The following is a 12,959-nucleotide window of genomic DNA, read 5'->3' on the forward strand; positions in this document are numbered from 1 at the left end:
CGTTCTCCTTCAGTTCCACGCCGTCGGGTGCCGGACATCGAGTCCACGCAATGCCTTCAAGGAGGGCGCGCCGAGCTGCCCCATCGCCGTCTTCAACTCCTCCGACAGCATCGACGCGACGTAGTCCGAGCCGGACGCTCCCGCGGCGGCCAGCCCAAGCAGGTACGCCCGCCCGCAGAACGTGCCGTCCGCGCCGAGGGCGAGAGCACGTGCCGCGTCGAGCCCGGAGCGGATGCCGCTGTCGAACAGCACCGTCGCGGCCCCGTCGACCCGCCGCGCGATGGCCGGTAGGACATCGACCGCCGGCGGCACCGCATCGGACTGCCGACCACCGTGGTTGGACACCAACACCCCGTCCGCACCCAGCTCGACGGCCCGCTCCGCATCCGCCGGATGCAGAATGCCTTTCACCACAAGCGATCTCGGCCAAGCCTGCCGCAGCGCAGCGATATCTTCCCAGCTGAACCCGCCGCGCAGCTCGTTCTGGACGAAGCCGGCGACTTCGGACAGCGTCGGCTCGGCGCCGAGGTAACGACCGATGTTGCCGAACACCGGGATGCGGGTGCGAGCCGCCTCCAGCGCCCACGCGGGAGCCGTGGCCACCTGGAACGCGGTGCGCACCGAGGGCCGGAACGGCACCACCAGTCCGTGCCGCAGGTCCCGGGGCCGCTTTGACCGCACTGGTGCGTCGACCGCCACGACGAGCGCCTTGGCCCCGGCCTCGTCGGCACGGCGCACCAGGTCGAAGGTCACCCGGTGTTCGTCGCGTGGCATCCCGTAGAGCTGGAACCACACCTGACCCGGGCACAACTGTGCGACCTCTTCGATGGACGCCGATGCCAACGTTCCCGCGATGTAGGGAATGTTGGCCGCGCGGGCGGTGGTCGCCAGCCGGCGGGTGGCGTCGGGCCAGGCCAGCCCGTCCAGGCCGGTGGGCGCGATGCCGGTGGGGCTGGCGTAGGTGTCGCCGAACAGCGTCACTTCGGTCTTCGGCGGGGTGATCTCGCCGTAGCGGGGCAGGATCTCGATTCCGTCGAGCGCCGCCCGGTTGCGCCGGACGCCCAGGTCCTCGCCGGTACCGCCGTCGACGAAGTCGAAGGCGAACCCCGGCACCCGCCGCCGGGCGCGGCGCTCGACGTCGGTCAGCGTGGGCATCCACCGCTTCCGGCGCGCTTCCGGACCGACCCGACTGCCCGGCCCCCAGCCGCCCGCGCCGCCGCGCGGCCGGAAGCTCAGCGCGAAGGGGCCTCGGTCGCTCAACGCCCCTCCCGGAGTTGGGTGATCGTCTGCCACACGGAGATCTGCTCCGGATCGGTGCGGATCTCGATCACGGCGGGGCGGTATTCGGCGAGCGCGGCCTGCAGGGCCGGCGCGAATTCGGCGTCGGCCGTGACGCGCACGCCGAAGGCGCCGAAGGACTTCGCGAGCGCGACGAGGTCCGGATTGCCCAGTGCGGAGCCGATCTCGCGGGCCGGGTACTGCCGTTCCTGGTGCATCCGGATCGAGCCGTACATGTTGTTGTTGAACACCAGCGAGATGATTGGGACACCGAGCCGGACCGCGGTTTCCAGTTCCTGGACGGTCATCATGAAACCGCCGTCGCCGGACAGCGAGACCACGACTTGATCCGGCCGCGCCAGCGCCGCACCGATGGCGGCGGGCAACGCATAGCCCATCGCCCCGGACGCCGCTCCGACGTAGGTGTGTGGTCGCCGGAAGCGGAAGAACGTGTGCATCCAGCCCGCGAAGTTGCCGGCGTCGTTGGTCAACACGGCGTCGTCGCGCAGGTTCTCTTGCAATACTCGGATGATCTGCCGGTTGTCCACCCGGTCCTCGTGAAGATCGACCTCCACCGATGTCACCCGCTCGTACACGGCGCGGCGCCGCCGGGCCCACTGCGCCGCCCGGGGCGCTTCCGGACCGGCGAAGGTCTCCAGCGCGGTCGCCACATCCGCCACGATCGCCAGTTCGACCGGATGGGTCTTGCCGATCATGGACGGTTCGATGTCGACCTGCACGATCCGCTGCGACGGCGAGATCGCGGTGTAGCCCTGGGTGGTGATCTCGTTGAGCCGCGCGCCCAGCGCCACGATCATGTCGGCCTGCCGCACCGTGTCCACCAACTCGGGATGCGTGCCCATCTGCAGGTGGCCGACGTAGAGCGGATGTTCGTTGGGGAAGGCGTCGTGGCGTCGCCACGCGGCCATCACCGGCACGTTCCACCTCTCGGCGAACGCCAGCAGCGCTGCCTCGGCGCCACTGCGCTGCACGCCCGCTCCGGCGATGATCAGCGGCCGTTGCGCGGCGGCGAACGCTTCGTGAAACGCCTGTGCCTCGCCCGGAGCGGGTGCGGGGCGCGGGATCGGCGCGGGGCGGCACGGCGGCGCGTCGACCTCGGCGGCGAACACATCTTCCGGCAGCGACACGACGACCGGACCAGGTCGCCCGCTGCGCGCGATGGTCAGCGCCCGCCCCACGGCCGCCGGGACCCGCCGCGGATCGGATTCCTCCACCGCATGTTTTGCCAGTGGCGCGAGGAAATCGGCCAGATCTGTCTCCTGGAACCCTTCGCGGCCCCGGTGCGCCGAGTTCATCTGGCCGACCAGCACCAGCAGCGGCGTCGAATTCTCTCGCGCCGTGTGCACCCCGATCGACAGGTTCGCCGCTCCGACCGCCCGGCCGCCCATGACGACGCCGACACCACCACCGGCCACGGCGTGGGCCTCGGCCATGAACGCCGCGCCGCCCTCGTGGCGCGCCGCGACGAATTCGAGTCCGGGGTCGTCGAGCATGGCGTCCATGAACGTCGTAAAGCTCTCCGAAGGCACCCCGAACACTCGGCGAACGCCGTGTTCGCGCAGGGTGCCGACGAGGTTGGCGGCAACGGTGGTTCCCATCAGCTTTTCTCCTCGCTCACCACGGCCGGCCGCGCAATCGTGGGTGCATCGCGCGCTTCATCGGATGTGCGCCGCTTGCCGAAGAAGTGGCTCAGGGTCATGACGACCAGTGGGGTCGCGACCGCGATGTAGGCGTTGTCGATCCCGAAGGGGTTGCCCGCCAGGAACCAGCCGATGGTCGCCGGCAACGCCAGGATGATCGTCCAGAAGGCACCACTCTTGGTGCCGTAGCGGGGCGCGTAGAACATCAGCAGCACCAGGACGGCCAGGGCCGCACGCAACGACTTCGCCAGGAACGTCACGGTCAGCACGTCCGAGGCGAACAGCGCCAGCGAGATCGGGATCAGGCCGCTGATCAACGTGGCCAGCCGGAGGAACACCACATTCTTGCGGTCGTTACCTTCGCGGTTGAAGTACGGCTGGTAAAAGTCCTTGAGCAGCAAGGTAGAAGAGCCGATGGTCAAGGCCGCGATGGTGCCGAACATCGCGCCGCACAGGCCCGCGACGACGACACCGGCGAGCAGCGGATCGATGTCGACGACGAACGCGGGCAACGCCTGAATGCTCTTGATGTGTGGGTAGAGCACCGAACTGCACATGCCGATGAAGGCCGCGAGGATGCCGTAGGGCACCAGGATCAGCGCGGAATAGAAACCCGCTCGCCGTGCCTTCTGGTCGTCACCGACGGTCGTGACCGCCTGCACGACGTACTGGGTCGCGAAGATCGCGCCGACGCCGGCGATCATCCACGCCATGATCTGGCTCCAGCCGACGCCGTGCCAGGCGAACATCTCGGGCGGCACGGCGGCACGCAGCTTGTCCATGCCACCAACCCGCTGGTAGCCGATCACCGCCACGATGATGATGCCGACCATTTTGATCACGGCGTGCACGAAGTTCGTGTAGACGACCGACCGCATCCCGCCGATGCTGACGTAAATGGTGGCCAGGACCCCGACCAGGACGATCGCCCAGTAACGGTTGATGTCGAGCAGGCTGGCCAGGACGGCGCCGCCGCTGGCGTAGACCGAGACCGCCACGATCAGCAGGGCGCACACCATGATCACCGAGGTGGCGGTGCGGACCCTGGATCCGTAGGTGCGGGCGAGCGCACCGGAGATCGTGTTCTCACCGAGTGCGCTGTAGCGGCGCGCCGCCAGGAAGGCGAAGAGGATGAAGCCGACCCCGAGCGAGACGATGTTCCAGGCCGCCGAAATACCGACCGAATACGCCTCCTGCGCCGTGCCGATACTGGCCGTCGTGCCGATGAACTCCGAGGCGAGCAGGAATCCGATGAGAATCGCCGGAAATACCTTGCCGCCACTGGTGAAACCGTTCGATGTTCGGGATGAACGGCCCGCCAGAAAACTGATCACCGCAAGTATCGCGATGTATGCCGCTACTATGAGCACGATCAGCCACGCTGATTCCATCGGAGCCTCCTGCGTCGCCTCGCTGCGACACGTCTCAGGTGAATTGCGCCACGCTCAAACTATGTTTCGGCCGGTCAGCTGTCCAGAACCAGTTCACAATGAGAGCCATAGCGAACCCTGATAACACCGGACAGAATGCCCCAAAAGCCGGTTGAACAGCGAAAACGCCAAGCACTCCGGATGCGAATTCAACGCAGCGAAAAATGGACGTGCTTTAGTTCGGTAAATTGTTCAACGCCTTCCACTCCCCGCGTCCGGCCAAGGCCGGACATGCGCACACCGCCGGATGGCATTTCCGCGTAGGAATGGTTGTAGCCGTTGATCCACACCGTGCCGGCCTGCAGGGATCTTGCGACCGCGAACCCACGCGAGAGATCCCGGCTCCAGACCGACGCGGCCAGCCCGAACGGGGTGGCGTTGGCCCGCGCGACGGCCTCCGCGTCGTCGCCGACGACTTCCAGCGACAGCACCGGACCGAAGATGTCCTCCTGAATCACCGGAGACGTCACGTCGAGGTCGGCGACCAGCGCGGGAGTGAGGAAGTGGCCCGGGAGCGCGTCCGGGCGCACCTGCTCGCCGCCGATGACCACCCGGCCGTCCGCGCGCGCTCGATCCACCATCGCGCCCACCTTGTTCATGGCGGCCTCGGAGATCAACGGTCCGAGCCTGGTGTCGGCCGAACGCGGATCGCCGGGGTGGGTGGCCCCGAGCAGCGATCGCAGCATGTCCTCCGCTTCGGCAGCGTGGTCGGCGTGGACCAGAATCCTGGTGCATGCCATGCACATTTGGCCGCTCGTGATCACCGCTGCCCGCGCGGCGGTCTCGACCGCGGCACGCAGATCGCCGTCGGCGAGCACGACCAGGGTCGCCTTGCCGCCGAGTTCCAGCAGCGGCCGGGTCATGGTCTCGGACGCGTCACGCATCACGGCCTGCCCGGCCGTCGTGGACCCGGTGATCGCGACCGCTCTTGTGTCCGGATGCCGCACCAGTGCGGAGCCCACCTCCACGCCTCCGGGCAGAACGTGCAGCACGTCGCGTGGCACGCCTGCCTGGTGACCGATCTCGATGATCCGCCGGGTGACGTGCACGGTCTGCGGCGCGGGCTTGACCAACGCGGTCACCCCTGCGGCGAAGGCCGGCGCGATGTCGCGCAGGAGCAGCAGCACCGGCCAATTCCACGGCGTGATGAACACGGTCGGCCCCACGGGCTCGCGGACCAGGTGGGCCTCGGAACCGTCCGGCAGGCTTCCCGCGCGGCCAAGCGGCAGCCGCGCGAGGCCGGCGTTGAACCGCAGTGCATCGACCGCCCCGGCCACCTCGATTCGCGCTTCACCGATCGGCTTCCCGGTCTCCCGGACCAGGTCGGCGGCGAGTTCGGTGGCGTGGTCTTGCAGCAGCTGGGCCCAGGTGTGCAGAACCTCCGCGCGGCGGCGGTGATCCCGAGGCCAGGAACCCGCCATCGCCGCGGTCGCCGCGCCCACGGCGGCCTCGATCTCGGCAGGGGTCGCCGGCGGTACCGGCTCCAACTGCCGCAAGGTGCTTGGATCAACGGGCAGTGAAAGTCCAGGTTCTGCTGTCAGCATCGTTGCCTTCCGAAGAGACATTCAGACGAACACGCCGCCACCGTCGACGACCAGCGTCTGGCCGGTGATGAACGCACTTTCCGGACCGCTCAGCCACAACACGGCACCGACCAGGTCCTCCGGGCACATGCTTCGCGGCAGGCTGCGCGTCCGGGCCATCTGCGCGACGTAGGTCTCGTCGTTGATCGCGCGGGTCGCCGCGTCGTCGACGAGGCCCGGCGAGACGGCATTGACGGTGATGCCCACCTGGCCGAGCTCACGCGCCGCCGCCCGGGTCAGTCCCTCGACGGCGGCCTTCGAGGCGACGTAGTGCGCGAACCCGGCCGCGCCGGTCCTTGACACCACGGAGGCGATGTTGACGATGCGACCGCCGCCGCGCTCCCGCATCACCGGCACGACGGCGCGAATCGCTTGCCACGAGCCGCGAACGTTGACCCTGAGCACGGTGTCCCAGTCGTCATTGGTCAGCTCCGAAAGGCCGCGCTTCGCGCCGAGTCCCTGGTAGATAGCCGCGTTGTTGACCAGCACATCGACCCCACCGAACCGTTCGGTGCCCAGTTCGACGGCGGCGTGGAGATCGTCGTCGGAAGTGATGTCGCACGGGACGAACACGGCGCTGCCGGGTCCTGCCGAGGTGGCCTGCTCCGCCAAGCGGGTTCCGGTGTCGGTGAACCGCGGCAGGTCCGCCGCGATGACGTGGGCACCCAGCGCGGCGAACGCGGTCGTGTAGGCGGCCCCGATGTCACCGGCCGCTCCGGTCAGCAGGACCGTCTTCGCGTTCAGCGCTGCGGTGTTCATCCGTCAGCCTCCACAGTGGTCGTCCGGTCCGTGGGCACGGGCGCGGCAGCGCAATCCCGTCGGTCCAACGCGCCGCGCGTTTCCGGGCTCGCCAGCGCGGCGACGACGAACACGAGGCAAGCCACGACGAGGAACACCATCAGCCGGGATGGGACGTCGCTCAGCTCTGGGCTGAGCAGGTTGACGAAGGTCGGCGTGAGCCCGCCGAGCATGAAACCCACGTTCCAGCACACGGCCGTGCCCCGGGAACGCAGCGCGGTCGGGTACCGCTCGTTGAGGAAGATCATCACCGGTGCGTACGCCGCGTTTGCGAGGAAGGCCAAAAGCATGCACAGCAACGCGATCAGCGACACGCCATCCGCGCCGGTAGCTGCGATCGCCCACAACACCGCCGGCAACGCGATCACGTTGAGACAGCCGATCGCCAGCATGGTGCGGCGCCGCCCGATGTGTTCGCTGAGTTCCCCCGCGGCGACGGCCGCGATGACCACGATCAGGCTCGACGCCAACAGGATCGCGCCACGCGCGGCCGGTTCGACGGGCACGACCTCGCCGAGCAGCGTAGGCATGAAGCCCGACGTCAGGTAGTACTGCGCTCCGGCGCCCGCCGCGACCGCGACGTTGATCGCGAAGACTTTCCGCCGCGGCCCCGCGATCAGCTCGCGGAACGGCACGCGCTTGGCCGATCCGGCGCTCCCGCCGGACTGCCACATCGGCGATTCCTCGACGTTGCGCAGCACGAACAGGCTCAGCGCCGCGCCCAGCAGGCCGGTGAAGAACAGCACCCGCCAGCCCCACTCGCCGAACGCGGCGCCGGGGAAGAACCGGTTGATGACGATGTAGTCGAGACTGGCCAGCGCCGCACCGATACCAGCGCCCCCACCACCGATCAACCCGCTCATCAGGCCGCGCCAGCGAGCCCCGATGCTCTCGGTGCCCAGCGTGTGCGTCGTCGCGGTGACGCCGCCGACGAACAAGCCCTGAATGATCCGGAGAGCCAGGAAGATAATGGGCGATGCCGCACCGATCGCGGCATAAGTGGGGACCAGGCCCATCGCGGCGGTGGAGATGCCGACCCCGGCCATCACGAACACCATGATGTTCTTGCGTCCCTTGCGGTCCGCGAGTTCACCGAAGATCGCCGCACCCGCCGGCCGCATGACGATGCTGACCGCGAACGACCCGAAAACCGCCGCGATGCTCAACGTCGGGCTGGTCGCCGGGAAGATCATCTTGCCGACCGGGCCGGCCACGTACAGCAGCAGGAACAGGTCGAAAAGATCGAACGACCACCCCGCGACGGAGGCGAAGGCCGCGGCCCGCGCCGACCGGGCCGAAGGTGACTTGGAAACAGGTGTAGTAAACGGACTGCTCATCGCTCGTCGCCTTCAACGTTGGAGTGCCGAGAGATCATTTCGTTGTGGTCGCGCCCCCGCGTGTTGGTTCGGGGCGTGCCGGGGCGCTCGGCAACCAAGACCAGAACTGTCCCGAGATCCATTCCCGTCCTTCCGCAGCAGCAATGGCGTGGAAGAAATCATCCGTTAGGGACCATCCGTTTCGGACGGTCGAAACCGTACGGTAGGCGCCGGGGCGTGTCAACGGTTCGACCTCGACGACCTCGCACGTCGCGCTCGGGATGATCGCGATGCGCGGCACCGCACCGCGACGGGATTTCCACATTCAGGGCAGGATCGGGAACAACAGCCGCCGCCCACTAGCCTCGTCCGGGAACCTTCGTCGGGGTACAGGATCACCTCGGGCACGAAACCCACCGTAGTGCCCCGGTTACCCCGCGAAAACGCAAACCTCGATACCGCGCCCGGCCCGGTACCGCAGCCCCATCACTCGCTTCCTGGCCGGGCGGTCCGTCTTGCACTACGCCGACCTACCCGCGATCAGCCCGCCACACCGCCTCTGGGAACGATTCACTCCCCCGCCCGGCTCGTGAACTCGACCAGATCTATCGGCCAATTTTGGGGACTTTTGCAGGTTGCCATCGGCGCCACCAACCGTTGGTGGCGAGCTTGTCGCTGAAGCATCCATCCTCGATTTGCACGGGCTGCGTACCGAGCCTACGTTGGCGTTGCGGGGCTGTTGACCGCGAATTCGGTCCCCCCGCCTGGAAAACTCCACACTCATGGCATATTCCTGCGGCCGAGCCTAGCCAAGACTGAGCGAGGGGCCGCGCAATCTCGGTCGGATCATCAAGCCTGGAACCGATATTGCGCTCGCAGTCGATATCTATGCCGTTACTACGCGTCACCTGGCGCAAGTATTCAGGCGCGACGACGTGCTGAGACTCGGGCGGCTTCTTCCGACACCGGGTGGATGCTTCTCGAAGATCGGCGCTCTGCAACTGGGAAAGATCGGATTCCTGTGATTGGAGGACGCTGTGACTACATTTGCCAAGGCAACGCCCAAAGTTGTCGCCACCGGCCTCGACCGCCCTTACGGGCTAGTCATCGACAGCAAAGCGAACGTAGCCTATGTGTGCACGCAAGATTCCCTGACCAAGGTGTCGCTCAAAGATGGGACGAAGACACCTGTCGTAGGATCAGGGATGGGTGACATCCACACGATCGCTCTTTATGATCAAACAACCGCCTTCACGCCGGATGACACCCCAAACACCGGCGCTTTGTACAAGGTCGATCTTTCCAAGGGTACGAAAGTGTCGATCGGCCCGACGATGCAGGAACCGCTCGGCGTCGCACTGAACTCGGCGAAGGACACCATCTACGTCCTGACCTGGAGGAGCAACACCCTGTACGCGCTCAAGACTAACGGCGATCTCATCCACCAATACTCGCTTCCTGCTGGCAAGTACCACAGCGTGACGGTCGGAGATGACGGATACGCGTACGTGGTACGCGACTACACGACCATCACGCGGGTCAAACTGACGGACGGTACGTACTCCGATCTCGCAACCGGATTCAACAAGCTGTTCGACTTCGCCCTCGACAATGCCGGTTCGCTCTACGCCCCTGACGCGGACACCGGGGTTCTCTGGCATGTCGATCTGAAGACCGGAGACAAGGAACAGGTCGCCGCGGGACTCGGCCGCACGCACGGAATGGCATCCGACGGCAGCCAGAACGCCTACGTCACCAATGAAGACGAGGGAGAACTCCTCTTCGTCGAGCATGCGCTCAAGCCACCGGTCAAGTCCCCGGTCATCACAGAACCAACGAACGGAGCCGAGGTCACCCCGCGTCAGGTGATCAAGGGCACTGTGGACGATGCCGACAAGGTCGTCATGCTCTCGGGGTCCGGCAGTGAACTGGGCGATGCCAACCTCGTCGGTCACGACTGGACGTTCACCCCCAGCACGGACTGGCCCCTCGGAAAGGCCAGCGTCCAGGCCGTGGCCCATAAGGGCAACGACGAGTCCGTCCCTGCCGTCGTCAATTTCCTGGTCGTGGACCACAACCTGAAGGTGGATCAGGCGTTACGAGGCCACTGGCAAAAGAAGGCGCCCGAACCACCGCGCATCTATTCCTTCCGTCTGACCTTGCACGCCAAAGACACGGATGTGCATCTGTGGACCATAAGTTTCGACGCGCCGGAACGCGTCATCCCGGACCCAGACTGGGCCAAGACCTTCTGGGGTAAAATCGAACAGAAGGGCGGGACGATCTTCCTCCACAACCCTGACCCAAAGCATGTCGTTCTAGCCGGGAAGGAACTGCTGGTCGACATCGAACTCCTCTGCCCCTGCGAGGATTCGTCCTACGAGAAACTCCAGCACCTCATCGCGCACCAGGACCAATAGCGGCGACGAGAAGAGCTGCGACATCGACCGCCGGGACGTTGGCCGCCCTGGCCCGCACGGGCCAGGGCGGGGTTGGCGTTTTCGCGCGAAAACGGCGGTCACTCAGCGGATCGACGGCGATCGACTTCGGCTGTCAGCGCGAAACGGATCGCCAGCGTCGCGGCCCGGACCGCGCGCAATGCCTCCTGGAATGCCTCGTCCGCAACGGTTTCGCCGGACTGCCGCCGCTCGGCGAGGACACCGCTGATGCAGTCGGCGGCCTCCAGACATGCAACGCCGGCTTCGGCAAGCGGGTCAGGCGGTCTTTGCGCGACGACGAACGCGTCGATCAGCCGACGGATCTCGCGGCGCACATCCGAAGCGGCGACCTGCGGGGAGGTCGGCGTAGCAGCCTGGAGTGATGCATGGTTCGAGTCCACAGCCGTCCTCGCTTTCCATCAGCGGAGCCCTACATTCATGAGGCCGAGGCAGTGCGCTCGCGGAGGCACTCGATGACCTCGGGCCAGTGGTCGTTCAGGTAGAAGTGCCCGCCCTCGAAAACGTGGAGGTCGAACCCGGCCTTGGTGTGGGCCGCCCATTCCTTGGCCTCGTCCACCGTGACCTGCGGGTCGTGGTCGCCGAGCAACGCGGTGATCGGGCAGCTCACATCGGGGCCCGGCTGGTAACGGTAGGTTTCCGCGGCCTTGTAGTCGTTGCGGATGACCGGGAGGACCATGCGCACGATCTCGGGATCGTCCAGGACCCCGGCCTTGGTGCCGTCCAGCGAACGCACGTGCTCCACGAGCGCCGTGTTACCGAGCTTGTGCACCCACTCCTGGCGTTGGGCCGTGGGGCCGCGGCGGCCCGAGACGACCAGATCGGCGAGCGTGATCCCGCGAGCTTCGAGTCGTCTCGCGACTTCGAAGGCGACCGTGGCGCCCATGCTGTGCCCGAAGAAGACCATCGGAAGATCGTCCCGATCCGCCTCCAGCGCCACGGCGATCCGATCCGCCAGCACCGCGATGTCGTCGACTGGTTTTTCGAAGCGGCGATCCTGTCGACCCGGATACTGGACCGCGAGCAGATCGATGCTGGGCGGCATCACCTTGGACAGGGGGAAGAAGAAACTCGCGCTGCCGCCGGCGTGCGGAAAGCACACCAGGCGACTGGTGGCCCCGGACGCCGACCGGAAACGCTGCGTCCACACACTGTTCTCATCACTGACCATGATCACCTCACTGCGGAGCGGGCAAGCTCACGAATATCACTTGGTCTCGTCGTACCACGAACATCCGACCCTGAACGGCACGGTCTGGGGGACTACCCTGCCGCCGCCCCCGATACCCGTGGAGCAGCCGGGTTCGCGAACCAGCGCATGAAAGGAAGCTCCACGATGTGGTAGAGCACGATGGAAGCGAGCACGGACACCGGAACGAGCACGAACATGACGACCACGCCGCCCGGCAGATTGTCCAGCGGTTTCCCGGGCGCGATTGCGGCATGGTAGCAGAACAAGATCACCGGATAATGCACCATGTAGAGCGCATACGAGCACTTACCGAGATAAACGACGACTCGGCTACTCATCACCGACCGGGCCCGCCGCACGTCACGGCTGGCCATGACTCCGATCAGAACGGCGCACGGAGCGGCAAGAAAGGGCCCCATGGAAAAAACCGGTGGCAGCACACCCGAAAGCAAGGTCGCGGCGACCAGCAGGGCAACCGCCTGATATGGCCGTATGCGGACCGACCCGCCCGCACGCACGATGTGGGCAACGAGCATCCCCAGAACGAACTCGGGAAGCCGGCACAGCGGGAGGGCATATCCGAGCCAGACCTGGCCGACCGGCACGGGTATCGCACTATTGAAAGGAGGCCCGCCAGGAACAAGCAGCACCAGGCAGGGAATCAGCAGAGTGACGAGAAAGGTCAGCAGGGTCCAGCGTCGCAGGCTTTCCCCGGTGAGACGTTGCGTGAACGCGTACAGCAAGGGGAAGGCCAGATAGAAGAACGCCTCGCAGGCCAGCGACCACGTCACGATATTCACCGAGTTGATGTATTTCGGGTCGGGGGCCCAGACATGCACGAGAAACAGGTTGGCGATCGCGGGTCCCGACTGGATCGAACCGGGCGAGGACAATTCGTCCTGGACGTAGCTGCCGATGAGTATCATCATCGCCCAGGTCGCAACGTGATTCGGGTATACCCGGACCAGACGTCGACGCCAGAACCGGGCCGTGGTGTCCCCTGGTTGACCCGCCCTGGTCCAGGTCAGGATGAATCCGCTGAGCACGAAGAAGAAGCCGACCGCGCGCAGGGCCAGCAGTGACGTGACGGCTGTCAGGCTCCACAGGCTGGGGTCCTTGTTCGCCGCGATGATCAGGGCATGGACGAGAAGCACCACGAAAGAGGCGACGAACCGCATTCCGGTGAGGGACCGCAGATCTCTCGGCAGGTCGCGCTGGGCGATATCCATTGATACTCCTACCAGA

10 protein-coding genes are annotated in these 12,959 nt (G+C 66.4%); 1 reads left to right on the forward strand and 9 read right to left on the reverse strand.

What is annotated here, in order from left to right; all coding sequences use genetic code 11:
• Window positions 1-9: 9 nt before the first annotated feature.
• The 6 genes from BJ970_RS31210 to BJ970_RS31235 form a co-directional block, all read right to left on the reverse strand.
• Window positions 10-1,260 carry an alpha-hydroxy acid oxidase gene (locus BJ970_RS31210; RefSeq protein WP_221468326.1) on the reverse strand — a complete coding sequence of 417 codons (1,251 nt, stop codon included), beginning with the start codon at window positions 1,258-1,260 and terminating at the stop codon, window positions 10-12.
• Window positions 1,257-2,897: a thiamine pyrophosphate-dependent enzyme gene (locus tag BJ970_RS31215; protein WP_184730894.1), complete on the reverse strand. Its 1,641-nt coding sequence runs from the start codon at window positions 2,895-2,897 to the stop codon at window positions 1,257-1,259. Before BJ970_RS31215 ends, BJ970_RS31210 begins: the two co-directional genes overlap by 4 nt.
• Window positions 2,897-4,330, reverse strand: coding sequence for a sodium:solute symporter family protein (locus BJ970_RS31220; RefSeq protein WP_184730896.1), 1,434 nt, complete (start codon window positions 4,328-4,330; stop codon window positions 2,897-2,899). The genes BJ970_RS31215 and BJ970_RS31220 overlap by 1 nt, the downstream gene beginning before the upstream one ends.
• A gap of 188 nt (window positions 4,331-4,518) precedes the next feature.
• A complete protein-coding gene (locus BJ970_RS31225) occupies window positions 4,519-5,934 on the reverse strand; it encodes an aldehyde dehydrogenase family protein (RefSeq protein ID WP_312864563.1) in 1,416 nt (471 codons plus the stop codon).
• Window positions 5,935-6,711, reverse strand: a complete 777-nt coding sequence (locus tag BJ970_RS31230; protein WP_184730899.1) for an SDR family NAD(P)-dependent oxidoreductase — start codon at window positions 6,709-6,711, stop codon at window positions 5,935-5,937.
• Window positions 6,708-8,087 (reverse strand): MFS transporter, encoded by a 1,380-nt coding sequence (locus tag BJ970_RS31235; protein ID WP_184730901.1) that lies wholly within the window; start codon window positions 8,085-8,087, stop codon window positions 6,708-6,710. The genes BJ970_RS31230 and BJ970_RS31235 overlap by 4 nt, the downstream gene beginning before the upstream one ends.
• Before the next feature lie 1,016 nt (window positions 8,088-9,103).
• On the opposite strand from BJ970_RS31235, the gene BJ970_RS31240 reads away from it, so the two are divergent.
• Window positions 9,104-10,486, forward strand: coding sequence for a hypothetical protein (locus BJ970_RS31240; protein ID WP_184730903.1), 1,383 nt, complete (start codon window positions 9,104-9,106; stop codon window positions 10,484-10,486).
• A gap of 98 nt (window positions 10,487-10,584) precedes the next feature.
• Here the strand turns inward: BJ970_RS31240 and BJ970_RS31245 are convergent, their stop codons facing one another.
• The 3 genes from BJ970_RS31245 to BJ970_RS31255 all read right to left on the reverse strand — a co-directional run bounded on the left by BJ970_RS31245 (window position 10,585) and on the right by BJ970_RS31255 (window position 12,943).
• Window positions 10,585-10,905, reverse strand: a complete 321-nt coding sequence (locus BJ970_RS31245) for an O-linked N-acetylglucosamine transferase (RefSeq protein WP_184730905.1) — start codon at window positions 10,903-10,905, stop codon at window positions 10,585-10,587.
• Window positions 10,906-10,940: 35 nt separating this feature from the next.
• Window positions 10,941-11,693 (reverse strand): thioesterase II family protein, encoded by a 753-nt coding sequence (locus BJ970_RS31250; protein ID WP_184730907.1) that lies wholly within the window; start codon window positions 11,691-11,693, stop codon window positions 10,941-10,943.
• A gap of 92 nt (window positions 11,694-11,785) precedes the next feature.
• Window positions 11,786-12,943, reverse strand: a complete 1,158-nt coding sequence (locus tag BJ970_RS31255; RefSeq protein WP_184730909.1) for an acyltransferase family protein — start codon at window positions 12,941-12,943, stop codon at window positions 11,786-11,788.
• Window positions 12,944-12,959 lie beyond the last annotated feature (16 nt).

Origin of the sequence: Saccharopolyspora phatthalungensis (genome assembly GCF_014203395.1) — a bacterium.
Classification (GTDB): Bacteria; Actinomycetota; Actinomycetes; order Mycobacteriales; family Pseudonocardiaceae; genus Saccharopolyspora; species Saccharopolyspora phatthalungensis.

Bases quoted from the DNA above. Each gene is read 5' to 3' on its own strand.
- BJ970_RS31230 (WP_184730899.1), bottom strand. From the start codon at position 6,711: ATGAACACCGCAGCGCTGAACGCGAAGACGGTCCTGCTGACCGGAGCG.
- BJ970_RS31255 (WP_184730909.1), bottom strand. From the start codon at position 12,943: ATGGATATCGCCCAGCGCGACCTGCCGAGAGATCTGCGGTCCCTCACC.
- BJ970_RS31220 (WP_184730896.1), bottom strand. From the start codon at position 4,330: ATGGAATCAGCGTGGCTGATCGTGCTCATAGTAGCGGCATACATCGCG.
- BJ970_RS31250 (WP_184730907.1), bottom strand. From the start codon at position 11,693: ATGGTCAGTGATGAGAACAGTGTGTGGACGCAGCGTTTCCGGTCGGCG.
- BJ970_RS31225 (WP_312864563.1), bottom strand. From the start codon at position 5,934: ATGTCTCTTCGGAAGGCAACGATGCTGACAGCAGAACCTGGACTTTCA.
- BJ970_RS31215 (WP_184730894.1), bottom strand. From the start codon at position 2,897: ATGGGAACCACCGTTGCCGCCAACCTCGTCGGCACCCTGCGCGAACAC.
- BJ970_RS31235 (WP_184730901.1), bottom strand. From the start codon at position 8,087: ATGAGCAGTCCGTTTACTACACCTGTTTCCAAGTCACCTTCGGCCCGG.